This window comes from Streptomyces sp. NPDC096079 (assembly GCF_040303145.1).
In the GTDB taxonomy this organism is placed as follows: domain Bacteria; phylum Actinomycetota; class Actinomycetes; order Streptomycetales; family Streptomycetaceae; genus Streptomyces.
In genome coordinates this window covers 166,018-191,380 of record NZ_JBEOST010000007.1, presented here as the reverse complement: position 1 = coordinate 191,380, position 25,363 = coordinate 166,018, and the positions used below count along the sequence as shown (strand labels likewise).

Here is a 25,363-nt window from a genome sequence, read left to right as displayed (position 1 = left end):
ATGTACCTGTACGAAATTCTCGTAACTGTCTTTATGTGAAGGAAGTTAACCGAAGCCACATCTTCCTCTCATTCCCAAGCACTAAGGTGCTCCGCATGAATCTGTCGCTCCCCAGGCTCGGCCGGATCAGCAAGGCTGTCATCCCCGCCGCCGGTCTCGGTACCCGCTTCCTCCCGGCGACCAAGGCGACGCCGAAGGAGATGCTGCCGGTCGTCGACAAGCCGGCCATCCAGTACGTCGTCGAGGAGGCCGTCGCGGCCGGTCTCACCGACGTCCTGATGATCACCGGCCGGAACAAGCGTCCGCTGGAGGACCACTTCGACCGGAACTACGAGCTGGAGGAAGCCCTGATCCGGAAGGGCGACGAGGAACGCCTCTCCAAGGTCCAGGAGTCCAGCGACCTGGCCACCATGCACTACGTCCGCCAGGGTGCCCCGCGCGGCCTCGGCCACGCCGTGCTCTGTGCCGCCCCGCACGTCGGCGACCAGCCCTTCGCGGTGCTCCTCGGCGACGACCTGATCGACCCGCGCGACCCGCTGCTCGCGCGGATGGTGGACGTCCAGGAGCGGGAGGGCGGCAGCGTCATCGCCCTCATGGAGGTCGAGCCCTCGCAGATCCACCTCTACGGCTGCGCGGCGGTCGAGGGGACCGCCGACTCGGACGTCGTGAAGGTGACGGACCTGGTCGAGAAGCCGGACCCGGGTGAGGCGCCCAGCAATTACGCGATCATCGGCCGCTACGTGCTGGATCCGGCCGTCTTCGACACCCTGCGGGAGACCGAGCCGGGCCGCGGCGGCGAGATCCAGCTCACCGACGCCCTGCAGAAACTCGCCTCCGACGAGAAGATCGGCGGCCCGGTGCACGGCGTCGTCTTCAAGGGGCGCCGCTATGACACCGGTGACCGCGGCGACTATCTGCGTGCCATTGTCAGACTCGCGTGCGAACGTGAAGATCTGGGACCGGACTTCCGGGCCTGGCTCCGGAGATACGTCAGCGAGGAGATGTAGCACCTTGAGCAGCAGCGCGGCACCGTCGCCGTCCCACGACGACCACGAGAAGCACGACCACGAGGGCGGCGCGCCGGACCCCTGCGCGGGCCCGGCCCGCGGCCTGTGGTCCGTCGACGAGCACCTCGCCGACATCCTCGCGACGGTCTCCCCGCTGGAACCGATCGAGCTGCAACTCCTCGACGCCCAGGGCTGTGTCCTCGTCGAGGACGTGACGGTGCCGGTCGCGCTGCCCCCCTTCGACAACAGCTCCATGGACGGGTACGCGGTCCGGGTCGCCGACGTCTCCGGGGCCACCGAGGAGTTCCCCGCCGTCCTCACCGTCATCGGCGACGTCGCCGCGGGCGCCGGCGGCCTGCCCGAGGTCGGCCCCGGCCAGGCCGCCCGGATCATGACCGGCGCCCCGCTGCCGCCCGGTGCCGAGGCCGTCGTGCCCGTCGAGTGGACCGACGGCGGTACGGGCGGGGGCGCGGCCACCGGCATGACCGCCGCCAGCGCCGCACCCGAGGGCGCCGGGGGCGAGGTCCGGGTCCACCGGTCCGCCGAGGCCGGCGCCCACGTCCGCAGGGCGGGCAGCGACGTGCGGGCGGGGGAGCTCGCCCTCGCGGCGGGCACGGTCCTGGGGCCGCCGCAGATCGGCCTGCTCGCCGCGATCGGCCGGGGCACCGTGAAGGTCCGCCCCCGGCCGCGGGTGGTGGTCCTGTCCACCGGCAGCGAGCTCGTGCAGCCCGGCGAGCCGCTGGGCGAGGGCCAGATCCACGACTCGAACAGCTTCGCGCTCGCCGCCGCCGCGCGGGACGCGGGCGCCCTGGCCTACCGGGTGGGGGCCGTCGCCGACGACGCGGAGTCGCTGCGCGCCACCATCGAGGACCAGCTCATCCGGGCCGACCTGCTCGTGACCACCGGCGGGGTGAGCGTCGGCGCGTACGACGTGGTGAAGGAGGCGCTGACCGCCGACGGGCAGGTCGACTTCCGCAAGCTGGCCATGCAGCCGGGCAAGCCGCAGGGCTTCGGCGCGATCGGCGCCGAGCAGATCCCGCTGCTCGCCCTGCCGGGGAACCCGGTCTCGTCGTACGTCTCCTTCGAGTTGTTCGTGCGTCCCGCGATCCGGGCGCTGATGGGCGTCGAGGACCTGCACCGGCCTACGGTGCGGGCGGTGCTCGCCGCCGACGAGGCGCTGTCGTCCCCGGCGGGCCGCCGCCAGTTCCTGCGCGGCACGTACGACCGGGCGGCGGGCAGCGTCACCCCCGTGGGCGGCGCCGGCTCCCACCTGATCGCGGCCCTCGCGCACGCGGACTGCCTGCTGGTGGTCCCGGAGGACACGGAGACCGTGGAGCCGGGCGCGGAGCTGGAAGTGGTCCTCCTCGGCTGAGGAGGCGACGCTGGAGGTACGGTGTCGTCCTTCACACAGCGACCGGGAGTGTCACGGCGATGAGCACGCAGCAAGGTCTCACCCACATCGACGAGGCGGGCGCGGCCCGGATGGTCGACGTATCGGCGAAGGACGTCACGTCCCGGACCGCCCGCGCCAGTGGGCGGGTCCTCGTCTCGCCGCGCGTGATCGAGCTGCTGCGCGGCGAGGGCGTGCCGAAGGGCGACGCGCTCGCGACCGCCCGGATCGCCGGGATCATGGGCGCGAAGAGGACCCCGGACCTCATCCCGCTGTGCCATCCGCTGGCCGTCTCGGGCGTCACCCTGGACCTGGCGGTCACGGACGAGGCCGTGGAGATCCTGGCCACGGTGAAGACCACGGACCGCACGGGCGTCGAGATGGAGGCCCTCACGGCGGTCTCGGTGGCGGCGCTGACGGTCGTCGACATGATCAAGGCGGTCGACAAGGGCGCGGTCATCTCCGACGTACGGGTGGAGGAGAAGACGGGCGGCAAGTCGGGCCACTGGACGAGGACCGAGGCGTGACGCGCGCGGGCAGGGTGGCCGGGGTCCACGAGCACGAGGCCCACGAGGACGGTGAGGTCCCCGCGGCGGCCTACCGGGCGCTCGTCGTCACCGCCTCGAACCGCGCGTCGGCCGGGGTCTACGAGGACAAGGGCGGTCCGCTGATCGCCGAGGGCCTGACCCGGATGCGGTTCGCCGTGGACGGCCCGCGGGTGGTCCCGGACGGGGCGCCGGTCGAGGCGGCGCTGCGCGAGGGGGTCGCCGCCGGGTACGACGTGATCGTCACCACCGGTGGCACGGGCATCTCGCCCACCGACGAGACCCCGGAGGTCACCCGCCGGGTCCTGGAGCGGGAGATCCCCGGCATCCCGGAGGCGATCCGCGCGTACGGCCGCGAGAAGGTCCCGACGGCGGCGCTCTCGCGCGGTCTGGCCGGGGTCGCGGGCGGCACGCTGATCGTGAACCTGCCGGGGTCCCCGGGCGGGGTGCGGGACGGTCTGTCCGTCCTGGAGCCGCTCCTCCGGCACGCCGTCGACCAGATCCGCGGCGGCGACCACCCGAGAGCGTCGTGATCCCGTCCTGGCCGGTCGTCCTCGTCGACGGCGAGGTGCTGCTCCGCCCGATAAAGATGCGCGACCAGGCGGCCTGGCGCGAGGTGAACCGGCGCAACCGCGAGTGGCTGCGGCCCTGGGAGGCGACGGTCCCGCCGGCCCCTCCGGGTGCTCCGGTCGCGCACCGGCCGACGTACCGTCAGATGGTCCGCCATCTGCGGTCGGAGGCGAACGCGGGCCGGATGCTGCCCTTCGTCATCGAGTACCGGGGGCGGCTCGTCGGCCAGTTGACGGTGGCCGGGGTCACCTGGGGCTCCATGTGCTCGGCGCACGTGGGGTACTGGGTGGACAGCGAGGTGGCCGGGCGCGGGGTGATGCCGACGGCGGTCGCGCTCGCCGTCGACCACTGCTTCCGGGTGGTCGGGCTGCACCGCATGGAGGTGTGCATCCGCCCGGAGAACGGGCCCTCGCGCCGGGTGGTGGAGAAGCTCGGTTTCCGCGAGGAGGGGCTGCGGCCCCGCTATCTCCACATCGACGGGGCCTGGCGGGACCATCTGGTGTTCGCGCTGACGGCGGAAGAGGTGCCGGAGGGGCTGCTGCGGCGCTGGCATCACGCGAGAATGCAATAAGTGTTCGAATTCAATCGTCAGTTGGCGGTCAATCGATCTGAACAATCACAAAAAAGTTCAGTGATATCAGCCAGATCGTGCGACACACCGGGCCAATTGGCCGATGCGTGTTACAGAACCCCTCTACCGTGTGAGGCGTGAGCAGCAGCGGCCTCATCTACGCAGTCATCGTCGGGGCCTGGGCCGCCTACTTGGTGCCGATGTGGCTCCGCAGGCAGGACGAGCTGAACGAGGCCCGTCCGACGGAACGCTTCAGCACCGCCATCCGGCTGCTTTCCGGACGGGCGGGCATGGAGCGCCGGTACGCCAAGGAGCTCAAGCAGCGGGACCGTACGGCGGAGGGACCGACGCCCGACGTGGACCCGGACGCGGAGACCGAGCATCTGAGCTCGGTCGACGTCCGGGCCTTCTCCGCGCCCGCGGCCAGGACGGAAGCGCGCCTGGAACTCCCGGAGCCCGATCCGGAACCGGCGCCGAAACCCGCCGCGGCGGCCCGTCCCGCCCCGGGCGCCGCCGAGCGCGCCCGTCGCGGCAAGGTCCTCGCCCGCCGGCGCAGGACCACCACGCTCCTCTTCGCCGCCTTCACGCTCGGCGCGGTCGTCGCGGCCGTCGGCGGCGTCGCCTTCCTGTGGGCCCCGGCGGTCCCCGCGCTGCTCCTCAGCGCGTACATCGTGCACCTGCGGATCCAGGAGCGCCGCCGCTTCGTCTACGTGATGGACCGGCGCCGCGCCGAGGCCGCCGCCGCCCGGCTGCGCGAGAGCCGCCGCCCGGTCCCGACGCCGGAGCCGGAGGCCGACCCGGCCCCGATGGCCCCGGCGGTCTCCCCGCAGGAGGCGGACCGGCGGGCCCTGGTCGAGCAGACCGACCACGCGGAGTGGGTGGACCAGCAGCGCGAGCGCGGCCCGGCCCGGGGCGACAGCTGGGACCCGGTCCCGGTGCCGCTCCCCACGTACGTCACCGCCCCGGTCGCCCCGCGCGCCACGAGCGGCATCGACATCACGGACCCGGAGACCTGGAGCGCGGCCCGCTCCTCCACGGCGGCCGACCCGACGCCGGCCCCGTCCCCGGCGCCCCGTCAGCGCGCCACCCCGCCGCGCAGGGGCCGCGAGGGCGGCCGCACCCCGCTGTTCGACCAGTACGCCGACGACGACCGCCCCCGCGCGGCCAACGAATGACCCCCGGCCGGGGGTCCGCGACGGCCCCCGGCTGACCTGCGACGGAAGCGATTTTTGTTCTTCCCGATCGGGATGCTAATGTTTCACACGTCGCAAGGGCCTGTGGCGCAGTCTGGTAGCGCACCTCGTTCGCATCGAGGGGGTCTGGGGTTCAAATCCCCACAGGTCCACAGACACGGAAGATCCCGTCCGATCGCAAGATCGGGCGGGATCTTTCGCATGTGCGGGGAGTACGGGGTGACCCGCACCCGGCCGGGTGCGGGTCCGGGGCGGTGTCAGACCAGCGGCTTCGCGAAGCAGCGGCTGTTGGGGTAGTCGCGGTAGTGGCCGAACTTGGCGCAGGGCTCGTAGCCGCTGGAGGCGTAGAGGGCTATCGCCTCGGGCTGGGCGGTGCCGGTCTCCAGGACCATGCGGGTGCGGCCGGCGGCGCGGGCGTCGGCTTCGAGGGCCGCGAGGATGCGGCGGGCCAGGCCCAGGCCGCGCGCCTCGGGGACCACGTACATGCGCTTGAGCTCGGCGTCGCCGTCCGAGTAGCCCTCGTCGTTCCGGTCCTGGGTGCGCCAGCCGCCCGTGGCGACCGGGCGGCCCTCGGGGTCGTACGCCAGGAGGTAGAGGCCGCGGGGCGGGACGAACATTCCGGCGTCCAGCGGTGTGACGTCGCCCTCGTCGTCGTAGCGGACGGCGTACTCCGCCTGCACCGCGTCGTCGAGTGTGACGGCGTCGGGGTGGTCGTAGGGCGTGGGCTGAATGTTCATGCGCTCAAGTGTATGTGTGTGCATTGTGGGGGTGTCGGTATTCTCCCGGGATGCTCACTGTGACGTCCGTGAATGTCAATGGTCTCCGCGCCGCAGCCAAGAAGGGCTTCGTCGAGTGGCTGGCCGGCACCTCCGCCGATGCCGTCTGCCTCCAGGAGGTCCGCGCCGAGGAGGCGCAGCTGCCCGAGGAGGTGCGCAGCCCCGAGGGCTGGTTCACCGTCCACGCCCCCGCCGCCGCCAAGGGACGCGCCGGTGTGTCCCTCTACACGCGCCGCGAGCCCGACGCCGTACGGATCGGCTTCGGCTCCGCCGAGTTCGACACCAGCGGGCGGTACGTCGAGGCCGACCTGCCCGGTGTGACCGTCGCCAGCCTCTACCTGCCGTCCGGTGAGGTCGGCACGGAGCGCCAGGACGAGAAGTACCGGTTCATGGGCGAGTTCCTGCCCTATCTGAAGGGGCTCAGGGCCCGGGCCGCCGCCGACGGCCGTGAGGTCGTCGTCTGCGGCGACTGGAACATCGCCCACCGCGAGGCCGACCTCAAGAACTGGAAGGCCAACAGGAAGAACGCCGGCTTCCTGCCCGAGGAGCGGGAGTGGCTCTCCCGCGTGCTGGAGGAGGGGGACGGGGGCTACGTGGACGTCATGCGCGCGCTCCACCCCGAGCAGGAGGGGCCCTACTCCTGGTGGTCCTACCGCGGGCGCGCCTTCGACAACGACAGCGGCTGGCGGATCGACTATCAGATGGCCACCCCCGGGCTCGCCGCCAAGGCCGTGAAGGCCCACGTCGAGCGGGCCGCCACCCACGACGAGCGGTGGAGCGACCACGCCCCCGTGACCGCCGTCTACGAGATGTAGGCCCGGCCACGCGGTACCGTGCTGTGCAATTCACGGGACCGGGTGGGGGCATCGTTGGGCGCGCGCATTCTCATCGCCGAGGACGACGAAAAGCAGTCACGGCTGATTCGCCTCTATCTGGAACGCGAGGGGAATTCCGTCCAGGTCGTCGCGGACGGCCGCTCCGCATTGGAGCGCGTCCGCGGCATCCGGCCGGATCTCGTCGTTCTCGACGTGATGCTGCCTTTCGTCGACGGCCTCGACGTGTGCCGCATTCTGCGGTCCGAGGGATCGGACGTCCCGATCCTGCTGCTCACCGCCCGCAGCACCGAGGAGGACATGCTCCTCGGCCTCGACCTCGGCGCCGACGACTACCTCACCAAGCCGTACAGCCCGCGGGAGCTCACCGCACGGGTCCGCGCCCTGCTCCGCCGGTCCCGGGCGACCGGCGCGGCCGCCCGGGACACGGTCCTCCGGGTCGGCGCGGTCGAGCTGGACACCGCCCGCTTCGAGGTCCGGGTCGCGGGCCGCGCGGTGGTCCTGACCTCCAAGGAGTTCTCGCTCCTTGAGGTCCTGGCCCGCGAGCCGGGCCGGGTCTTCACCCGGGCGCAGATCATCGAGCGGGTCTTCGGCTTCGACAGCGACGTCCTGGAGCGCACGGTCGACGTCCACGTCCGCAACCTCCGGCTGAAACTGGAGGACGATCCCGGCCGGCCCCGCCGTCTGGAGACCGTGTACGGGCGGGGCTATCGGCTCTCCGAAGGGGCCTGACGCCATGAGCTTCCGGCTGAGGGTCTTCTCGCTCGTGCTGCTCGTCGCCGTGGCGGCCACCGCGGCCACCGCCTGGCTGACCCTGCGGCAGGTCACCGGACAGCTCCGCGAGTCCGCCGCCGCCGACCGCCAGTCCATCGCCGCCATCACCGAGGAACTCCGGGCGTACGGCGCGGACCACGGCACCTGGGACGGCGTCGCCGGCACCGTGCGCGCCCTCGCCGGACGCACCGGGCAGCGCATCCGCATCGGCACCGACCGGCAGGGCCAGATCGCCGACTCCGACACCCTCGTCGGCCGCGACCCGCGCCCCGGCGGCACCGCCCCCGCGCTCCTCGTCGACCCGAGGCCCCAGCTGGAGTTCCCCGCGGGCTGGGACGCCGCCTCCATGCGCAAGGTGACGCCGTCCGTGATCGGGAGCTACACCTCCGGCGTCTCCTACGCGGCCTGTCTGACCCGGCTCGGGCAGCCGGTGACCGTCGTGCGCGGCAAGTTCGGCATGCCGGCCTTCCAGGACGGCGGAACGGCCCCCGGGGGCACGCCGTGCGCCGCCGGCGCTTCGGGGCCCCGCGCCGCCGACGGCGCCGCGGCCCGCGCCTGCGGCGGCGCCGGGACCGCCGAGGTGCTCGCCTGTCTCCGCCGGGTCTTCACCGAGCGCACCGCCGCCGTCGCCCCCCAGCCGCTGACCGTGCGCCTCGGTGCCGTCGACGACGCCGGGCAGACGCTCGCCGCCGGGCCGACGGCGCTCGTCGCCGCCGCCGTGGCCGCCACCGTCCTCGCCTGCGCGCTGCTCCTCGGCCGGGCCGTGCTGCGTCCCGTACGCGCCCTCACGGCGGCCTCCCGGGGCCTCGGCGAGGGAGACCTGGGCCGCAGGGTGCCCGCCGTGGGCAAGGACGAGATCGCCGAGCTCGGCCGCTCCTTCAACCGGATGGCCGGCTCCCTCCAGGACAGCGAGGAGCGGCAGCGGCGGCTCGTCGGGGACATCGCCCACGAGCTGCGCACCCCGCTGGCCAACCTGCGCGGCTATCTGGAGGCCCTCAGGGACGGCGTCCTCCAGGCCGACGCCGAACTGCTCGACTCGCTCCACGAGGAGGTGCTGCTCCAGCAGCGGATCGTGGACGACCTCCAGGACCTGGCACTCGCCGAGGCGGGCGCCCTCACGTACCACCGCAGGCCGCTGGACGCGCGGGAGCTGGTCGAGGCCTGCCGGACCGCGCACAGCGCCCGGGCGGCGGCCGCGGGGGTGGCCCTGGAGGTGGTGGGCGCGGGCCCCGGAGCCGTACGGCTGCACGGGGACCCGGACCGGCTGCGCCAGGCGCTCGGGAACCTCGTCGGCAACGCGGTGCGGCACACGGCCCCCGGGGGCGGGGTTCGGCTCGAACTGGACGAGCGGGACGAGAGGGTGCGGATCGCGGTCAGGGACACCGGCGACGGCATTCCGGCCGCCGACCTGCCGTACCTCTTCGACCGCTTCTGGCGGGCGGACGCGGCGCGCGGGCGGGCCACCGGCGGCAGCGGGCTCGGGCTCTCGATCGCCCGGCAGATCGTGGCGGACCACCACGGGGCGGTCGAGGTGGCCTCCGAGGTGGGCGTGGGGTCCGTGTTCACGGTGGTGCTGCCGGCCCCGCGGGGCGGGGCCGGCGGCGGGGTGCGGGACTAACAGGAGGAGACCGCCCCGTTGTTGTTCAGGAGGCTGTCCTTGATCCAGCCCGAGACGCCGGTGCTGTTGTCGCGGACGTGCGACCACGTGCCGTTCTCGCCCGACACCCAGCAGTGCAGGGTGAGGCTGTGGCTCGCCTGCGCCTGGCCGAGCGCGACGCACTCGGTGGTGGGGCCGCTGCGGATGTTCACGCCGTTCGTGTTGGTGCCGCCCGCCGAGTTGTCCTTGTTGGACCAGCCGGGGTTGTAGCAGGCGGCGGCACCTTCCGGGGCGGCCACGGCCGCCGTGGTCGGCAGCACGAGGCCGCCGGTGGCCGCGACGGCGCCGAGGGCCACCGCGGCGAGCTTCGTCCGAAGACGCATCGATCTCTCCTGAACTCTTGGTCGTTCCCGCCGGGCGACGTGCCGGGCGGGCGGGCCGGTTCGTTCGAGTGCGGAGAAAGAATTGCCCGACGGGGAGAAATCGTTCAATGGGCGGACGTGGTGTCGGCTGCTTTTCGGCGGTGGGTGGGCGGTGGTGGTCCTGAATTGTTTCAGGACGGTTGTGCGACGCGCCGGAACACCCCTTTCGCCCTCCGGTCGTCGGGATTCCGGAGCCCGTGACGGGGAGACGGGGAGAAGGGAATCGGATTCCGTTCCCATGGATGTCCCGATTCCGGGTCCGGGGGAAGGGGCGGGAAGCGGCCAACCCGCCCCGGGACGGTTCCCGGACCAGGTTGGCCGCTTCTCGTGACGTGCCGTCAGGTCCCGGACAGTGCCACCGTCGGTGCGAGGCGGCTCGCCCGTACCGCCGGATAGAGCCCCGCGATCATCCCGATCACCAGGGTCGCGCCCACCCCGGCCGCCGTCGCCCACACCGGGACGACCGTCGGCCAGCCGCGGCTCAGCGCGTACCCGGCGGTGATCACCGTCCCGAGGACGGTCCCGCCCAGCCCGCCGATCACCGACAGGAGCAGGGACTCCGTGACGAACTGGGTGCGGATCTGGCCGCGGGTGGCGCCCAGGGCCCGGCGCAGCCCGATCTCCGGGCGGCGCTCCAGGACGGAGATCACCATCGTGTTCCCGACCCCGACCCCGCCGACGAGCAGCGCGACCCCGCCGAGGCCGAGGAGCAGACCGGTCAGCGCCGACTCGGTGGCCTCGCGGGCCGCGAGCGCGTCCGAGGGGCGGGAGACCTGCACCTCGCCGGGCTTCGCCGGGTTCGCCGTGGCCGGGAGCACCGCCCGCACCGCCGTGACGGCGCTGTCCTCGGTGCGGACGTAGACCGTCGACGGATGGCCGTCGAACCGCAGGTACGTCCGGGCCGCCGGCCGGCCGACGAGCGCGGCCCCGTCCAGCTCCGGGGCGAGCGGTACGGGAGCGAGGACGCCGACCAGGGAGAACCAGCGGCCGCCGATCCACAGCCGGGTCCCCGGGGTGTACACGTCGAGCCGCTGGGCGGCCGTCGCGCCGAGCACGACCGCCGGGTAGCGCTCGGTCGCCGCGTCCAGCCAGCGGCCCTGGCGCACCTGGCCGCCGACGGCCGGGAGGAGGCCGTCGTCCGCCGCGAGGACGGTCAGGGAGCCGGTGCGGCCGACCGCGATCCGCTCGTTGCGGTAGACCTTGGCGTCGGTCGTGCCGGTGGCGGCGACCTCGCGGACCGGCGGGATGCGGCCGATCATCGAGGCAGCCTCGACCGGGAGGCGGGTCCGCTGTCCGGTGAGGGTGGCGCCGGGGGCGACCCGGAGGAGGTTGGTGCCGAGCGCGTCGAGCCGGCGGTCCACCTCCGCCTGGCCCGAGCCGGAGATGCCGACCACCGCGATCATGGCGGCGACGCCGATCGCGATGCCGAGCGCGGAGAGGAACACCCGCAGCGGGCGGGTGCGCAGACCGGTGCCGCCGAGCCGGACGACGTCGGCGGGGCGGAGCCGGGCCGGGCGGAGCGCGGGGCGCCCGTCCCGTGCCCTGCCTCGCGGGGCGGGGATCATCCGTGCGCTCCGATCGGGTCCGTGGCGCTGTCCGCGACCACCCGGCCGTCGCGCATCTCGATCCGCCGCGGCAGGGCGGCCGCGATCTCCCGGTCGTGGGTGATGACGACGACGGTCGTGCCCGAGGCGTGCAGTTCCCTCAGGAGCGCCAGGACGGCCGCCCCGGACGCCGAGTCCAGGTTGCCCGTCGGCTCGTCGGCGAGCAGGACCGCCGGTCCGCCGACCACCGCCCGTGCCACGGCGACCCGCTGCCGTTCGCCGCCGGACAGCTGGTGCGGCAGGTGGTGGACGCGGTGGCTGAGCCCGACCCGGGCGAGCGCCGACGCCGCCCGCGCCCGGCGGCGGCGCAGCGGCACCCCGGCGTACAGCAGGCCGTCCGCGACCGAGTCCAGGACCGGGACGCCGACCGCCAGGTGGAACTGCTGGAAGACGAAGCCGATGCGGGTGGCCCGCAGCGCGGACACCTCCCGGTCCGTCAGCTCCGCCACGTCGTGGCCGTCGACCAGGACGTGGCCGGAGGTGGGGCGGTCGAGGCTGCCCATCAGGTTCAGCATGCTGGACTTGCCGGAGCCCGACGGGCCGACGATCGCGACGAGTTCGCCGCGCCGGACGCGCAGGCTCACGTCCCGGACCGCCGCGACCCCGCCGGGGTACGTCTTCGAGACCGACCGGAACTCCACCACGGCCTCGGGGGCCGTGCCCGTGCTCACTGGGGGATCCTCACCTTCAGGCCCGCGCGGAGCGCCGGGCCGCTGACCTCGACCATGCCGTCGGCGAAGAGGCCGGTGCGGGCGGTGACGAACCGGCCGTCCTCGGTCTCCAGTCCGTGCCCGCCCTCGGCGAGCGCGACCAGGGCGGCCACGGGGACGGCCAGGACGTCCTCGCGTTTCCTGCCGACGTACGCGACGGAGACCGGGCCGCTCTCCAGGCGGCCCAGGGCGCGCTGGTCGGCGACGGTGATCGTGACCGGGACGGTGGGCGGCCCGCCGCCGGTCCCGCCGTCGCCTTCGGGTGCGGTCGCCTGCCGGCCGACGGAGGCGACCCTGCCCTGCACGGGGGTGCCGTCGGGCAGGGTGACGGTGACCTCGGCGCCGCGGACGGCCCAGGCGGCCTCCCGTGCGGAGGCGTCGACGACGACCTTGCGGGTGGTGCCGGTGTAGCCGAGGACGTTCTCGCCGGCGGCGGCGCCCAGCCGGACGCTCGCCTGGCCGAGGCGGATGCGGCCGGAGGCGTACACGACGTCGCCGAGGCCGACCCGGCCGGTCCCGGGCAGGCCCAGGGACTCCTGCCAGCGTCGCACGGCCCGTTCGGTGCCGGAGGTGAACCGTTCGTCGACGGTGAAGCCGGTGTAGCCGAGGGCGGCGAGGTTGGACTCGAACTGGAGGACGTCCATGCCGCGGAGCGGCTGCGGGGGAGCGGAGGGTGGAGGGGCCGCGGGGGGCGGGGCCGTGCCCGTACCGCCCGTACCGCCGTCCGTCCCGCCGCCCGTACCGCCGTCCGTCCCGCCGCCCGTACCGCCGTCCGTCCCGCCCCCGTTCTTGCCTCCGGCGCCCCCCGGCGCCGGAGGGGTCGGGGTCCCGGTGGTGTCCGGGGTCGGGGAGCCGGCCGTCGTGCCCAGTTCGCGGTACATCGGCAGGGTCCCGTAGAGCAGGACCACCGGCCGGTCGTCCACGCGGAGCAGCGTGTCGCCGCGCTCGGCGACGGTGCCCGCCTCCGGGAGCCAGGTGACGGTGCCGGAGGCCTTGGCGGGCAGCGGTATCTCCGTCCCGTACCCCAGCGTGCCGTCGACCGTGGTGCGTTCGACCAGGGTGGTCCTGGCGACCGCGACCGTGGAGCCCGCCCTCGGCGGGGCGGTGGAGCCCCCGTCCCCGTCGCCGCCGAGGCCGAGCGCGCCGACCACGGCCACCGCCGTGACCACGGTGAACACGGCGGCGACGAGGACGGTACGGCTCCGCCGCCGACGGCCGGGGGTGCGCGGTGGAGCCGTCCCCTCCTGCTCCGGCTCCGCCTCCCCGGTCCCCGTGGTCTCGTCCCTGTCGGTGAACATCCCGCTCATCGCTCAGCCCTTGCCCGGGCCCTGCTCGACGGGGTCGCCGATGATCGGGGCGCAGCTGCGGGCGGCCTGCTTGGCGGCGGCCGTGGTGGAGTCCCACTGGACGTCGCCGTACACGTTGCCGTCGGGCTCGGGGTCGGGGAAGTCGGGGGCGCCGTTCTTCTGCATGCAGTCGGCGTACGCGCGCTGGGTCCTGATCTGTTCGGGCGTCAGCTTGGGGGCGAGCCTGCGCTCGATCTCGGCGGGGACCGGCGGGTTGAGCGAGGAGCATTTCCCGGAGGCCCTGAGGAAGGCCGGGTTCTTCTTGAGCGCCCCGGCGTCGCCGAGGTCGACCTGGCCGTTCGCGTCGGGGTCGGGGGCGTCGACGTGGTTCTCGCGCAGGCACGTCACCCAGGCCCGCTTGGCCTCGATGTACGCGGTGACGTCGTCCTTCCCGCCGCCGCTCCCGGTCCCGTCGCCGTTCGTGGCCTTGCCCGTGGCGGTGGAGGAGGAGCCGTCGCCGGCCGTCGGGATCTTCCCGGCCCCGTCGTCTCCGCCACCGCCGCAGCCGGTCAGCGCGAAGGCCGTGACCGCCGCGGCGGCGGCCAGCAGCATCCGGTTCGTCCTCATCGGTTCTCCCGTTCCTCCTGTCGGGCCCGGCCGCGGGCGCGACGGGTGGACCGACCGTAGGGCGGAGGTCATGAAGAACCGTTGAAGAACCTGTCAGGTGATCATGAGGTCGTGACGGGGGCTCAGGACGTCTCGCGGAGCCGTCGGTCCAGTGCCATCGACAGCTCGGCCTCGACCACGCTCTTGGCGAGCGGGCGCAGCCGCCAGAGGTCGTCCCCCTTCGTGTGGGTGCGCAGGAGTTCGGTGAAGAGCCCGGCGAGCGCGTCGGCGTGCTCGCGGACGCGGGCGCCGGCCTTGAGGACCTCGGCGAGCGGGACGCCCTCCCGGACCAGGGCGGCGGAGACGTCGAGCAGCCGGCGGCTGATGTGGATGATCTCCTCGCCGTCGGTGAGGAGGTAGCCGAGGTCGAGCGCGGCGGCGAGGTTCTCGGCGGTGACCTCGCCGGCGAAGTGGTCGGCGAGCTCCTCGGGGGTGAGGCGGACCGGCTCCTCCTCGGAGGGGGCGGGCAGTGCGAGGACCTCGCGGACGTTGCGGCCGCTCTCGAAGGCGGTGGTGAGGTCGGCGATGCCGTTGAGGGTGTGGCCGCGCTCCAGGAGGGCGGCGATGGTGCGGAGCCTCGCCAGGTGGTTGTCGTCGTACCAGGCGATCCGGCCCTCGCGGCGGGGCGGCGGGATCAGGCCGCGCTCGCGGTAGAAGCGCAGGGTGCGCACGGTGATGCCGGCGGCGGAGGCCAGTTCCTCCATGCGGTACTCGCGGTGCGCGGGCGCGCCGTCGTGCGGCGCCTCGCGGGGGCCGTCCTGTGCGCCCGTCTCGGGACGTGATCCTTCTGCCACACCCGCCAGCCTATGTTGTACCGCCGGTAACTTTCCCTCGTCGTACCCCTACCGCTCGGTATGGAGCTGCTCTACAGTCCCGACTGTGCCAGTGATTGCTGGCGGAATCTTGGCCGGGCGCACGGGAGGCGGCATGGCGAAGCACGAGCACGTACGGGTGGCGGTGATCGGGTCGGGATTCGGCGGCATCGGGGCCGCCGTCCGGCTCCGCCGCGAGGGGATCACCGACTTCGTCGTCCTGGAGCGGGCCGACTCCGTGGGCGGCGCCTGGCGCGACAACAGCTACCCCGGCTGCGCCTGCGACGTCCCCTCCCACCTCTACTCCTTCTCCTTCGCGCCCAACCCGGACTGGCCCCGGACCTTCTCCGGGCAGCGCCACATCCGCGCCTACCTGGAGCACGTCACCGACACCTTCGGGATCCGCCCGCACCTGCGGCTGAACCACGAGATGCTGAAGGCCCGCTGGGACGCGGACACCCTGCGCTGGGAGATCGAGACCAGCGGCGGCACCTTCAGCGCCGAGGTCCTCGTCGCCGCCGCCGGACCGCTCTCCGACCCCCGGATCCCCGACATCCCGGGCCTCGCCGACTTCCCCGGCAAGGTCTTCCACTCGGCCCGCTGGGACCACGACTACGACCTGCGCGGCAAGCGCGTCGCCATGGTCGGCACCGGCGCCTCCGCCATCCAGATCGTGCCCGAGATCCAGCGCGAGGTCGGCAGGCTGACCCTCTTCCAGCGCACGCCCCCGTGGGTCATGCCGCGCATGGACCGCGCGATCAGCGCCCCCGAGCGCTGGCTGCACCGGGCGCTGCCCGCCACGGCCACTCTGCGCCGGGGTGTCCTCTGGGGCATCCGCGAGCTCCAGGTCGGCGCCTTCACCAAGCACCCGGGCGAGCTGGGCCTGGTGGAGCGGCTCGCCAAGGCGAACATCGCCCGCTCCATCAAGGACCCGGAGCTGCGGGCCAAGCTGACGCCCTCGTACCGCATCGGCTGCAAGCGGATCCTGCTCTCCAACACGTACTATCCGGCGCTGGCCCAGCCCAACGTGGACGTCGTCGCCTCCGGGCTCCGCGAGGTCCGCGGCTCGACCGTGGTCGCCGCCGACGGCACCGAGACCGAGGTCGACGCGATCGTCTTCGGCACCGGCTTCCACGTCACCGACATCCCCATCGCGGAACGGGTGGTCGGCGCCGAGGGCCACACGCTCGCCGAATCCTGGAAGGACGGGGTCCAGGTGCTGCGCGGGGCCACCGCCGGCGGCTTCCCCAACCTCATGATGATCATCGGGCCGAACACCGGCCTCGGGAACTCCTCCATGATCCTCATGATCGAGTCCCAGCTGAACTACCTGGCCGACTACCTCCGCCAGCTGGCTCTGCTCACTCCCACGGGCCTCGGCGGCAGGTCCGCCCTCGCCGTCCGCCCCTCCGCAGTCGGCGCCTGGAACCGCAAGGTCCAGTCCCGCATGGAGCGGACCGTGTGGAAGGCGGGCGGCTGCGACAGCTGGTACCTCGACGCCAACGGCCGCAACACCACCCTGTGGCCCGGCACCACCGCCGAGTTCCGGCGCGAGACCCGGCAGGTCGACCTCTCCGAGTACGAGGTGATCCGCGCGCCCCTGCCCGCCCCCAAGGCCGCCCGCACCCGGAAGAAGGAGAACGCCACGTGACGCTCCACGGCCTTCCCGCGCCCCGCGCGCTCACCGCCGTCTCCGCCGACGGCACCCCGGTGCACGTCGAGGTGTACGGCCCCGAGGGCGCGCCCGCCGTGGTCCTCGCCCACGGCTGGACCTGCTCGATCGCCTTCTGGGCCGAGCAGATACAGGCCCTCGCCGCCGACCACCGGGTCATCGCCTACGACCAGCGCGGCCACGGCCGGACCCCCGCGCCCGCCGCCGGCGGCGGCACCGGCTACTCCACGACGGCGCTCGCCGACGACCTGGAGGCGGTGCTCACGGCGGCCCTCCGTCCCGGCGAGCGGGCCGTCCTGGCCGGCCACTCCATGGGCGGCATGACGATCATGGCGGCGGCCGGGCGGCCCGCCTTCCGGCAGCACGCCGCCGCCGTCCTGCTGTGCTCCACCGGGCCCTCGCGGCTGACCGCGGAGGCCACCGTCGTCCCGCTGCGGCCCGGCGGGCTGCGCAGCCGGCTGACCGCGGCCGTCCTCGGGGCGAAGGCCCCGCTCGGCCCCGTCAACGCCGTCTCGAAGAAGGTCCTGAGCTACGCGACGATGGGACCGGGCGCGGCGCCCGAGCGGGTCGAGGCCTGCGCCCGGATCGTGCACGCCTGCCCGCGCGGCGCCCGCTACGGCTGGTCGCAGGTCCTGGCCGGACTCGACCTCGAAGCGGGGCTCCGGGAGCTGCGGCTGCCGGTGGCCGTGCTCGTCGGCACCGCCGACCGGCTCACCCCGCCCGTCCACGCGCACGCGATGGCGCAGGCGCTGCCGCACTGCACGGGACTCGTCCGGCTGGCGGGCACGGGCCACATGACCCCGGTGGAGGCCCCGGAGGCCGTCACCGGGCAGATCCGCGAACTGACCCTCACGTACCTGGGCGTCAAAGAGAACGAGGAGGCAGAGGCATGAGCAGGGTGAGCCTGGAAGGACAGGTCGCGGTCGTCACCGGCGGGGCCCGCGGGGTCGGGGAGCTCCTCGCCCGCAAGCTCTCCGCGCGCGGCGCGAAGATCGCGCTCGTCGGCCTGGAGCCCGAGCAGCTGAAGGAGGTCGCCGGGCGGCTGCACACCGAGGCCGACTGGTGGCACGCCGACGTCACGGACCACGAGGCGATGGCCCGGGTCGCGGCCGAGGTGAAGGAGCGCTTCGGGAAGGTCGACATCGTCGTCGCCAACGCCGGTGTCGCGGCGGGCGGTCCGTTCGTCGACTCCGACCCGGCCGCCTGGCGGCGGGTCATCGAGGTCAACCTGATCGGCGGCGCGGTGACGGGCCGGGCGTTCCTCCCGGTCCTCATGGAGTCGCGGGGGTACTTCCTCCAGATCGCCTCGCTCGCGGCCATCACCCCGGCGCCGATGATGACGGCGTACTGCGCGTCCAAGTCGGGCGTCGAGGCCTTCGCGCACAGCCTGCGCGCCGAGGTCGCCTACAAGGGCGTGAAGGTCGGCGTCGGCTACCTCTCGTGGACCGACACGGACATGGTGCGGGGCGCGGACCAGGACGACGTGATGAAGGAGCTGCGGCAGCGGCTGCCGTGGCCCTCGAACCGCACCTACCCCCTCGGGCCGGCCGTCGACCGGATCGTCGCGGGCATCGAGCGGCGCTCCGCGCACGTGTACGCACAGTGGTGGCTGCGCGGGATGCAGTCGGTCCGCGGCTATCTGCCCGGGATGATCGCCACAGTCGGGAAGCGCGAGATGCGGCGCTTCGAGCCGCGCCTGAACTCGGTGTCCAAGGGCCTGGTGGGCGCGGGCGGCGCGGCCGACGAGCAGGCCCGCGCGGAGGGCTCCGCCGCGCGGTAGCCGTCCGTAACTGATCGAAATGCGTGGAATGTTCGCTCGTGCAAGGCTGGTCGAGCCCGAGGGGCACTTCGCCCCGACCCCCCTCACACCCCTTCGAGGAGTGACCTTTCATGGGCATGAAGGACCAGTTCAAGGACAAGACGGAGCAGCTCAAGGAGCAGGCCCGTCAGGCCGCGGGCAAGGCGAAGGACGAGGCGTCCGAGCGGGCCTCCCAGGGCCGCGGGCGCTCCGAGCAGGAGACCCGCCGGGCCCAGCAGGAGGCCCAGGACCGCATGGACATGGACTACGACGCCTGACGTCGGCCCGTCCTTGAGGAAGGCGCACCCGGGACGCCGGGTGCGCCTTCGCGCGTGGGTCAGGTGACGCTGTCGTACGGGCCGCCGCCGAAGGTCAGCGTCGCGGACTGCGCGCCGAGCATCGGGGCGCGCCAGTCGCCGGTGCCGCGGTGGAGGAACTCGCCCGTGGCACCGAAGCCGATCACGTCGGCGCGGCCGTCGCCGTCGGCGTCGCCGATGCCCACGATGTGCCGGTACGCGTTCCAGCCGCCGCCGACCTTGGTGCGGGCGGCGAAGGTGCCGTCGCCCTTGCCGAGGTAGAGCCAGAGGACGCCGTCCTTGTCACGGGCGAGGAGGTCCCCGGCGGGGGCTCCCGCGAGGTCGCCGGTGGCGGTGAGCTGGTTGTAGATGCCCCAGCCGGTGCCGATCTGCTTCCGCGCGGCGAAGGGGGCGGCGGCCGAGCCGGTGCCCTGGTACAGCCACAGGGCGCCGGCCTTGTCGGTGGCGACCAGGTCCGCCCGGCCGTCGCCGTTCAGGTCGCTGCCGCCCGCGAGCTCGGTGTACGCCTGCCAGCCGGGGCCGATCCTGCTGCGGCTGACGAAGCCGCCGCGCCCGTCGCCCTGGTAGAGCCAGAGCACACCGGCCGGGTCCCGGGCGACGAGGTCGCCGACCGTCGTGCCGGCGAGGTCGCCGGAGGCCTCGATCCGGTCGTACGCCTGCCAGCCCACACCGATTCTCAGGTGCGGGTCGGCCTGGAGCCGGGTGCCGTAGGAGGTGTCGGCGCGCCACAGACGGCCGGTGCCGTCCCGCAGGAGGACGTCGGGGGCGCCGTTGTCGTCGTAGTCGTGCGGACTGGGCGCCCGGGTCGCCGTGAAGGAGCCGGTCGCGGTCGCGGTCGGGCCGATGCCGTTGAGCGGGCGGGCCGTCAGCTCCCAGGTGTAGGCGCCGTTGTACTCGCCCTGCCAGGTGAAGGTGGTGGTCCGCCGGTCCAGCGGGTAGTCGTTGAACATCTCGGTCTCGCCGGTCCGGGTGTGCCTCAGGGTGAGGTTCACCTCGGCGTTCGGCCGGGACAGGTTCCAGGTGAACGTCGCCTTGCCGGAGTTCCGGTCGAGGTCGACCTGGGCGGGGACGTCGTTGCCGGTGATCCGCAGGTCGGTGGGCTCGTCGGTGGAGGCCTCGAAGGTGACGACCGGGGTGTTGTCGCCGTCTGCCGTGATCTTGTACATGCCCTCGCCCTGCGCGAGGCTGCCGCCCCGCGCGTGCAGGGTGCCGTCGCCGGCGGTGGCGGCGGAGGTGATGTGGTCGAGGAGCGTCACCGTCTCCTTCGTGGCCGGGTTGTACGCGGTGAGGGCGTACAGCGGGCTCGGGGCGCGGCCGGCGGAGGCGCCGGGGTCGGCGTACACCACCCAGCCGCCGACCAGCTGGACCTGGAGGGTGCCGGGCGCGTCCACGACCGGGATCTCCTGGACGGTGTCCGTGGCGCGGTCCAGGACGAAGAGCGCGGGCACCTCGCCGTTGACGCCGGTGCCCGTGGTCCAGGCGACCCGCGTCGCCGAGACGGCCTTGACGACGGCGCCCGCCGGGAGGTCGTGGACGTCCTCGACGGTGGAGGTGGCGAGGTTCAGCAGGCCCCACTTCTCCACGCCGCCCACCTTGAACCGGACCAGGGCGTCGTCGGGGGTGCCGGGGGTGACGGCGACCGAGGTCGCCCCGTCGGGCAGCCCGGCGACGGGCACGGTGCCGCTCGCCCTGGAGTGCCGGCGCAGGTCCGTGCCGACGGTGGTGAACAGGGAGTCGGCGGCCGAGCCGGCGAACGCGGGGGAGCCGGTCAGCGGGTCGAGGGCGGCCTCGTGGACCGACATGGTGGTCATGTCCCGGACCGTGGCCTTGTAGTGGTCGACGTAGACCAGGTAGTCGTTGGTCCGCGTCGAGCGCAGCCAGGTGCGGACGCCCCAGCCGGAGCCGGTGTCCTGCCCGTACCAGGCGAAGCGGCGTGAGGTGCCGTCCGCGGACTGCGTGAGGAAGCCCTTCACGCCGGCGTCGACGAGCGTGTGGCCCTTGGGGAAGAGGAAGGGGGCCGCGGCGGTCTTCGCCGTGGCCGTGGCCGGAACCGAGGGGGCGGCCGTCGCCGGGACGGTCAGCGCACCCGCACCGAGGGTCACGGCGAGGACGGTGGTGACGGCGGCGACGAGACCGCGTCGCGGCGGACGGACGTGGGACACGATGGATCCTCCCGGTGCGAGGGCGCGGGCTGCGCCCTCCACCAGGTCAGACACCCGGCGGTCCGAAAAGTTGTACGTGTCGGGGGCCGGATGTTCGTACCGTGATCTCCATGGCCGTACTTGAGCGACTCCGCCCCGACCACGCACCCGCCCTGCTCGCGTTCGAGCGGGAGAACCGTGCCTTCTTCGCCGCGCGGGTGCCCGACCGGGGGGACGCCTACTTCGTGGAGTTCGACGCCCGGCACCGGGAGCTGCTGGACGAGCAGGAGACCGGGACGATCCACTTCCACGTTCTCGTGGCGGAGGGCGGGGAGATCCTCGGGCGGTTCAACCTGGTCGACGTCGCCGACGGCTCTGCCGAACTCGGCTACCGGGTGGCCGAGCGGTCGACCGGGCGCGGAGTGGCGACGGCCGCCGTGCGGGAGCTGTGCCGGCTGGCCCGCGAGGAGTACGGGCTGAGCCGGCTGACCGCCGTCACGACCCTCGACAACGCCGGGTCGAGGGCCGTGCTCGGGCGGGTCGGGTTCGGGGCGGTCGGGAGCGTCACGCTCGACGGCGGCGCACCCGCCACCGCCTACGAGCTGGACCTGGCACTGGCCTCCTGACCGCCCGGCCTCGGCGGCAGCTTCGGGCGGGCCCGGTCCGGGAGGGACTCGTAACCCGGGGGGCTCGCCGCCGGGGTCTCGTCGAGCAGCGCGAGGGCGACGTGGACGGCGTCGTCGAGCTGGGCGTGCCGGCCCTCGGCCCAGTCGAGGGGGGTGCGCAGGACCGCGAGGTCGGGTTCGACGCCGTGGTTCTCCAGGGACCAGCCGTACTCGGGGAACCAGGCCGCGTTCATCGGCACGGTGATCTGGGTGCCGTCGCCGAGCCGGTGACGGCCCGTCATGCCGACGACCCCGCCCCAGGTGCGCTGCCCGACGACGGGGCCGAGGCCGAGGAGCTTGAAGGCGGCGGTGATCATGTCGCCGTCGGAGGAGGTCGCCTCGTCGGCGAGGGCGACGACGGGGCCGCGCGGGGCGTTGGAGGCGTAGCTGACGGGCTGGGCGTTCCTCGTGAGGTCCCAGCCCAGGATCTTGCGGGTCAGCTTCTCGATGACGAGTTCGCTGATGTTCCCGCCGGCGTTGCCGCGCACGTCGACGATGAGGGCGGGCCGGGAGACCTCCATGCGCAGGTCGCGGTTGAACTGGGCCCAGCCGGAGCCGCCCATGTCGGGGATGTGGAGGTAGCCGCAGCGTCCGCCGCTGATCTCCCGTACCACCGCGCGCCGTTTGGCGACCCAGTCCTGGTAGCGCAGGGGCCGCTCGTCGATCAGCGGGACGACGGCGACGCGGCGGGCGCGGCCCTCGCCCTCGGCGGGGGTGAAGGTGAGCTCGACGGTGGTGCCGCCGGTGCCGGAGAGCAGCGGGTACGGGCCGGCGACGGGGTCGACGGGCCGGCCGTCGACGTGGGTGAGGACGGCGCCCTCGCGGATGCCGGTGCCGGCGAGCGGGGAGCGGGCCTTGGAGTCGGAGGACTCGCCGGGGAGGATCCGCTTCACCGTCCAGCCGGCGTCCCGGGGCACGAGGTTGGCCCCGAGCAGCCCCATCGGCCGCTGGTAGTGCGGCGGGCCCTCATTGCGGCGGGCGGGGGTGACGTACGCGTGGGAGGTGCCCAGTTCGCCCATGACCTCGCGGAGCAGGTCGGCGAACTCGTCGGGGGAGGCGACCCGTTCGACGAGGGGCCGGTACTGGTCGAGGACGGCGGTCCAGTCGACGCCGCCCATGTCGGGCTCCCAGAAGTAGGCGCGGACGATCCGGCCGGCCTCGTCGAAGGCCTGCCGCCATTCGGCGCCCGGGTCGATCTCGTGGAGGATGCGCCGCAGGTCCAGGTAGACGGTGGAGTCGCCGTCGCCGGACTCGGTGGCGGGCACGGCCCGCAGGTCGCCCTCGTCGGCGACGACGAGCCGGGTGCCGTCGCCGCTGACCGAGAACCAGTCGAGGTCCTTGGCGAGTTCGCTCTTGCGGGCCTTGACGATGGAGAAGTGCTCCAGGGTCGGCTTGCCCGAGGTGTCGGTGGGGTTGGCGAAGGTCTCGCCGAGCGCGCCCGAGATGGGCCAGCGCAGCCAGACCAGGCCGCCGCCGCTGACCGGTTGCAGCGCCGAGTACTTGGAGGCGGCGACCGGGAAGGGCGTGACGCGGTCGGGGAGCCCCTCGATCTCGACGGTGACGGTGCCGTCGGCGTTCTCCGTGTCGTCGTCGGCGGGGTCGAGGCCGCCGGCGGCCGGGCGCCCGTCGGGGAGCAGCGCGAAGGGGGAGGGCGTGGCGGAGGAGAGCGGGACGAGGTAGGGGCGGCAGCCGAGGGGGAAGGACAGGTCGCCGGTGTGCACGTCGTACACCGGGTCGAAGCCGCGCCAGGACAGGAAGGCGAGGTAGCGGCCGTCGCGGGTGAAGACCGGGTTCTCGTCCTCGAAGCGGCCGTTGGTGACGTCGACGACGGTGCGGGCGCCGGGGCCGGAGATGCGGGCCATCTTGATGGAGCGCAGGGAGCGGCCGATGCCCGGGTGGGACCAGGTGAGCCAGTCGCCGTCGGGGGAGAAGGCGAGGTCGCGGACGGGGCCGTTGACGGACCGGATGAGTTCGGTGACCTCGCCGTTGGACTCCTCGGTCGCGTCGAGGAGGAGGAGCCGGCCGTCGTGGGAGGCGATCGCGAGCCGCTCGCCGTCCGGGTCGGAGACGAGTTCCTCGACGCGGCCGAGGTCGCCCGAGGCGAGCCTGCGGGGCGGCCGGTCGCCGCTGGCGCGGGGCAGGTAGGCGACCTCGACGGCGTCCTCGCCCTCGGCGTCGGTGACGTAGGCGACCTGGCCGCCGCTGCCCAGCATCTCGGGCAGCCGGACGCGGACGCCGGGGGTGTCGACGATGGTGCGGGCGGGGCCGTCGCGGTGTGTCAGCCAGTACAGGCTGCCGCGCACGGAGACGGCGGAGGCCCGGCCGGTCTCGTCGACGGAGACCGCGTCGACGTGGTGGGCGGCCGGCACCTGGTAGGAGCGGCGGCCGACGCGCTGCCCGCCGAGGCGGACCTCCAGCCTGCGGGGGCGCGAGTCGGGGGTGAGGGCGTCGACGATCCACAGGTCGCCCGCGCACTGGTAGACGACCCGGTGGCCGTCGCTCGAGGCGTGCCGGGCGTAGAAGTCGTCGTGGTCGGTGTGGCGGCGCAGGTCGGTGCCGTCGGGCCGGCAGGAGTAGAGGTTGCCGACGCCCTCGTGGTCGGAGAGGAAGGCGATCCGTCCGCCGACGGCCATGGGCGCGTCGAGGTGTCCGCCGATGTCGGGCAGGAGCCGTTCCCCGTGGAGCCAGAGGCGCCCGGTGGCGCCGCCCAGGTAGCGCTTCCAGGCGGCCGGTTCGTGCGGCGGCTTCCCGGTGAGCAGGAGGCTGCGGCGCTCGCCGTCCTGTCCGGTGACCGCGGGGTCGTCGGTGACGGCTATGTCCGAGACGGGCCCCCAGGGCAGCCGGAGGCCGGGGGAGCCGTCGGTGGGGACGGTGTAGGCCCAGGAGTAGTACGAGAAGGGCTGCCCGTGCGAGGAGACGGCGAGGATGTCGGAGCGGCCGTCCTTGTCGGGGGGCGTCCAGCCGCAGACGCGGGTGTCGGTGGATCCCCAGTGGGTGAGCCGACGGGCGGAGCCGCCGTCGACGGGGACGAGGTGGATCTCGGGGTCGAGGCTGCGCCAGTTCGTGTACGCGATGTGCCGGCCGTCCGGCGAGAAGCGCGGGTGGCCGACCCGCGTCCGGTCGACGGTGAGGCGCCAGGCCCGGCCGGGGCGGTGGCCCTCGGGGACGAGCGGGGCGAGCCACACGTCGTCCTCGGCCGCGAAGCACAGCAGGTCGTCGTGGAGGTGCGGGAACCGGAGATACGCGACGTCGTCACTCACCCGTTCATGCTTTCCGCGCGGAGGGGGTCAGGCAACTCGTACGTGTATGCGGGCGTCCTGTCCTGTGTGGCCCACGACACGTACGAAACGGTTTCGTTTCGATGAGGGCGGGGGTATCTTCGTACTGTACGAAACCGTTTCGTTCGGTCCGGAGGTACGGCATGGCCCGCAGCAGACTCACTCCCGAGCGGGAGTCCGAGCTGTACGGAGCCGTGCTCGACCTCCTCCGCGAAGTCGGCTACGACGCCCTCACCATGGACGCCGTCGCCGCCCGCACCCACTCCAGCAAGGCCACCCTCTACCGCCAGTGGGGGAGCAAGCCCGAGCTGGTCGCCCGGGCGCTGCGCGCCAACAAGCCGGCCGATCTCTCCGAGATCGACACCGGCTCCCTGCGCGGCGACTTCCACGAGCTGATGGAGCGGACCGACGACTGCCAGATGGAGAAGGACTCCGCGCTGATGCGGGGTCTGGCCCATGCCGTCCACACCAACCCCGACCTGCACCGGGCGCTGCGCGAGCTGCTCATCGAACCCGAGATGAACGGCCTCGACGAAGTGGTGCGCCGAGCGGTCCGCAGGGGCGAGGTCGACGCCGACAACCCGGCGCTGCGGCTCGTCCCCCACATGCTCATCGGTGCCTTCATCGCCCGCCCGCTGATCGACGATCAGCCGGTCGACCGCGCGTTCCTCCGCGCCTACGTCGACGCCGTCGTGCTCCCCTCACTCGGCGTCTGACCCCGCACCACCTCCACTGC

24 protein-coding genes and 1 tRNA gene are annotated in these 25,363 nt (G+C 73.6%); 16 read left to right on the top strand and 9 right to left on the bottom strand.

Annotated elements, in window-relative coordinates; genetic code table 11:
* The first annotated feature begins 95 nt into the window (after positions 1–95).
* The 7 genes from galU to ABTY59_RS17125 all read left to right on the top strand — a co-directional run bounded on the left by galU (position 96) and on the right by ABTY59_RS17125 (position 5,428).
* Positions 96–1,007, top strand: a complete 912-nt coding sequence (galU, locus tag ABTY59_RS17155) for a UTP--glucose-1-phosphate uridylyltransferase GalU (protein ID WP_352019764.1) — start codon at positions 96–98, stop codon at positions 1,005–1,007.
* A 4-nt stretch (positions 1,008–1,011) separates the two neighbouring features.
* Positions 1,012–2,379, top strand: coding sequence for a molybdotransferase-like divisome protein Glp (gene glp / locus ABTY59_RS17150; RefSeq protein WP_469540209.1), 1,368 nt, complete (start codon positions 1,012–1,014; stop codon positions 2,377–2,379).
* A gap of 59 nt (positions 2,380–2,438) precedes the next feature.
* Positions 2,439–2,924, top strand: a complete 486-nt coding sequence (gene moaC, locus ABTY59_RS17145; RefSeq protein WP_352019763.1) for a cyclic pyranopterin monophosphate synthase MoaC — start codon at positions 2,439–2,441, stop codon at positions 2,922–2,924.
* Between the two features lie 14 nt (positions 2,925–2,938).
* Positions 2,939–3,475, top strand: coding sequence for a MogA/MoaB family molybdenum cofactor biosynthesis protein (locus tag ABTY59_RS17140; protein WP_352019911.1), 537 nt, complete (start codon positions 2,939–2,941; stop codon positions 3,473–3,475).
* The gene (locus ABTY59_RS17135) at positions 3,472–4,083 is read left to right on the top strand and encodes a GNAT family N-acetyltransferase (protein ID WP_352019762.1); all 612 of its coding nucleotides are present in this window, start codon (positions 3,472–3,474) and stop codon (positions 4,081–4,083) included. Before ABTY59_RS17140 ends, ABTY59_RS17135 begins: the two co-directional genes overlap by 4 nt.
* A 137-nt stretch (positions 4,084–4,220) precedes the next feature.
* Positions 4,221–5,258, top strand: coding sequence for a divisome protein SepX/GlpR (sepX, locus tag ABTY59_RS17130; RefSeq protein ID WP_352019761.1), 1,038 nt, complete (start codon positions 4,221–4,223; stop codon positions 5,256–5,258).
* Between the two features lie 96 nt (positions 5,259–5,354).
* Positions 5,355–5,428, top strand: a tRNA-Ala gene (locus ABTY59_RS17125).
* Positions 5,429–5,533: 105 nt separating this feature from the next.
* On the opposite strand, the gene ABTY59_RS17120 is transcribed toward ABTY59_RS17125, so the two are convergent.
* Positions 5,534–6,013, bottom strand: coding sequence for a GNAT family N-acetyltransferase (locus tag ABTY59_RS17120; RefSeq protein ID WP_352019760.1), 480 nt, complete (start codon positions 6,011–6,013; stop codon positions 5,534–5,536).
* Between the two features lie 50 nt (positions 6,014–6,063).
* Here ABTY59_RS17120 and ABTY59_RS17115 point away from each other — a divergent pair, with 50 nt between their 5' ends.
* Genes ABTY59_RS17115 through ABTY59_RS17105 form a run of 3 tightly spaced genes read left to right on the top strand, consistent with a single transcriptional unit; the run spans position 6,064 to position 9,277 of the window.
* Positions 6,064–6,867 (top strand): exodeoxyribonuclease III, encoded by an 804-nt coding sequence (locus ABTY59_RS17115; protein WP_352019759.1) that lies wholly within the window; start codon positions 6,064–6,066, stop codon positions 6,865–6,867.
* A 54-nt stretch (positions 6,868–6,921) separates the two neighbouring features.
* Complete coding sequence (locus ABTY59_RS17110) at positions 6,922–7,617, top strand: response regulator transcription factor (protein ID WP_352019758.1); 696 nt, start codon at positions 6,922–6,924, stop codon at positions 7,615–7,617.
* 4 nt (positions 7,618–7,621) lie between these two features.
* Positions 7,622–9,277 carry a sensor histidine kinase gene (locus tag ABTY59_RS17105; protein ID WP_352019757.1) on the top strand — a complete coding sequence of 552 codons (1,656 nt, stop codon included), beginning with the start codon at positions 7,622–7,624 and terminating at the stop codon, positions 9,275–9,277.
* On the opposite strand, the gene ABTY59_RS17100 is transcribed toward ABTY59_RS17105, so the two are convergent.
* The 6 genes from ABTY59_RS17100 to ABTY59_RS17075 form a co-directional block, all read right to left on the bottom strand.
* Complete coding sequence (locus tag ABTY59_RS17100) at positions 9,274–9,639, bottom strand: SH3 domain-containing protein (protein WP_352019756.1); 366 nt, start codon at positions 9,637–9,639, stop codon at positions 9,274–9,276. The genes ABTY59_RS17105 and ABTY59_RS17100 overlap by 4 nt on opposite strands.
* A 377-nt stretch (positions 9,640–10,016) precedes the next feature.
* The gene (locus ABTY59_RS17095; protein WP_352019755.1) at positions 10,017–11,243 is read right to left on the bottom strand and encodes an ABC transporter permease; all 1,227 of its coding nucleotides are present in this window, start codon (positions 11,241–11,243) and stop codon (positions 10,017–10,019) included.
* Entirely contained in the window at positions 11,240–11,953 is a 714-nt protein-coding gene (locus tag ABTY59_RS17090; protein WP_352019754.1) for an ABC transporter ATP-binding protein, read from the bottom strand. Before ABTY59_RS17090 ends, ABTY59_RS17095 begins: the two co-directional genes overlap by 4 nt.
* Positions 11,950–13,299: a peptidoglycan-binding protein gene (locus ABTY59_RS17085; protein ID WP_352019753.1), complete on the bottom strand. Its 1,350-nt coding sequence runs from the start codon at positions 13,297–13,299 to the stop codon at positions 11,950–11,952. The genes ABTY59_RS17090 and ABTY59_RS17085 overlap by 4 nt, the downstream gene beginning before the upstream one ends.
* A gap of 3 nt (positions 13,300–13,302) precedes the next feature.
* Positions 13,303–13,905, bottom strand: coding sequence for a hypothetical protein (locus tag ABTY59_RS17080; protein WP_352019752.1), 603 nt, complete (start codon positions 13,903–13,905; stop codon positions 13,303–13,305).
* Between the two features lie 122 nt (positions 13,906–14,027).
* On the bottom strand, positions 14,028–14,648 hold the full coding sequence (locus ABTY59_RS17075; RefSeq protein WP_352019910.1) for a MerR family transcriptional regulator: 621 nt from the start codon (positions 14,646–14,648) through the stop codon (positions 14,028–14,030).
* Positions 14,649–14,871: 223 nt separating this feature from the next.
* Here ABTY59_RS17075 and ABTY59_RS17070 point away from each other — a divergent pair, with 223 nt between their 5' ends.
* From ABTY59_RS17070 to ABTY59_RS17055, 4 genes are all read left to right on the top strand, one after another.
* Positions 14,872–16,407: a flavin-containing monooxygenase gene (locus ABTY59_RS17070; RefSeq protein WP_352019751.1), complete on the top strand. Its 1,536-nt coding sequence runs from the start codon at positions 14,872–14,874 to the stop codon at positions 16,405–16,407.
* Positions 16,404–17,321 carry an alpha/beta fold hydrolase gene (locus tag ABTY59_RS17065; RefSeq protein WP_352019750.1) on the top strand — a complete coding sequence of 306 codons (918 nt, stop codon included), beginning with the start codon at positions 16,404–16,406 and terminating at the stop codon, positions 17,319–17,321. Before ABTY59_RS17070 ends, ABTY59_RS17065 begins: the two co-directional genes overlap by 4 nt.
* Complete coding sequence (locus ABTY59_RS17060; protein WP_352019749.1) at positions 17,318–18,208, top strand: SDR family oxidoreductase; 891 nt, start codon at positions 17,318–17,320, stop codon at positions 18,206–18,208. The genes ABTY59_RS17065 and ABTY59_RS17060 overlap by 4 nt, the downstream gene beginning before the upstream one ends.
* A gap of 110 nt (positions 18,209–18,318) precedes the next feature.
* The gene (locus tag ABTY59_RS17055; protein ID WP_352019748.1) at positions 18,319–18,504 is read left to right on the top strand and encodes a hypothetical protein; all 186 of its coding nucleotides are present in this window, start codon (positions 18,319–18,321) and stop codon (positions 18,502–18,504) included.
* A 59-nt stretch (positions 18,505–18,563) separates the two neighbouring features.
* On the opposite strand, the gene ABTY59_RS17050 is transcribed toward ABTY59_RS17055, so the two are convergent.
* Complete coding sequence (locus ABTY59_RS17050) at positions 18,564–20,705, bottom strand: FG-GAP repeat domain-containing protein (protein WP_352019747.1); 2,142 nt, start codon at positions 20,703–20,705, stop codon at positions 18,564–18,566.
* Positions 20,706–20,815: 110 nt separating this feature from the next.
* Between ABTY59_RS17050 and ABTY59_RS17045 the strand changes: the two genes are divergently transcribed.
* Complete coding sequence (locus tag ABTY59_RS17045; RefSeq protein ID WP_352019746.1) at positions 20,816–21,310, top strand: GNAT family N-acetyltransferase; 495 nt, start codon at positions 20,816–20,818, stop codon at positions 21,308–21,310.
* On the opposite strand, the gene ABTY59_RS17040 is transcribed toward ABTY59_RS17045, so the two are convergent.
* On the bottom strand, positions 21,280–24,609 hold the full coding sequence (locus ABTY59_RS17040) for a S41 family peptidase (protein ID WP_352019745.1): 3,330 nt from the start codon (positions 24,607–24,609) through the stop codon (positions 21,280–21,282). The genes ABTY59_RS17045 and ABTY59_RS17040 overlap by 31 nt on opposite strands.
* Before the next feature lie 161 nt (positions 24,610–24,770).
* Here ABTY59_RS17040 and ABTY59_RS17035 point away from each other — a divergent pair, with 161 nt between their 5' ends.
* Positions 24,771–25,343: a TetR/AcrR family transcriptional regulator gene (locus tag ABTY59_RS17035; protein ID WP_352019744.1), complete on the top strand. Its 573-nt coding sequence runs from the start codon at positions 24,771–24,773 to the stop codon at positions 25,341–25,343.
* The last annotated feature ends 20 nt before the right edge of the window (positions 25,344–25,363 follow it).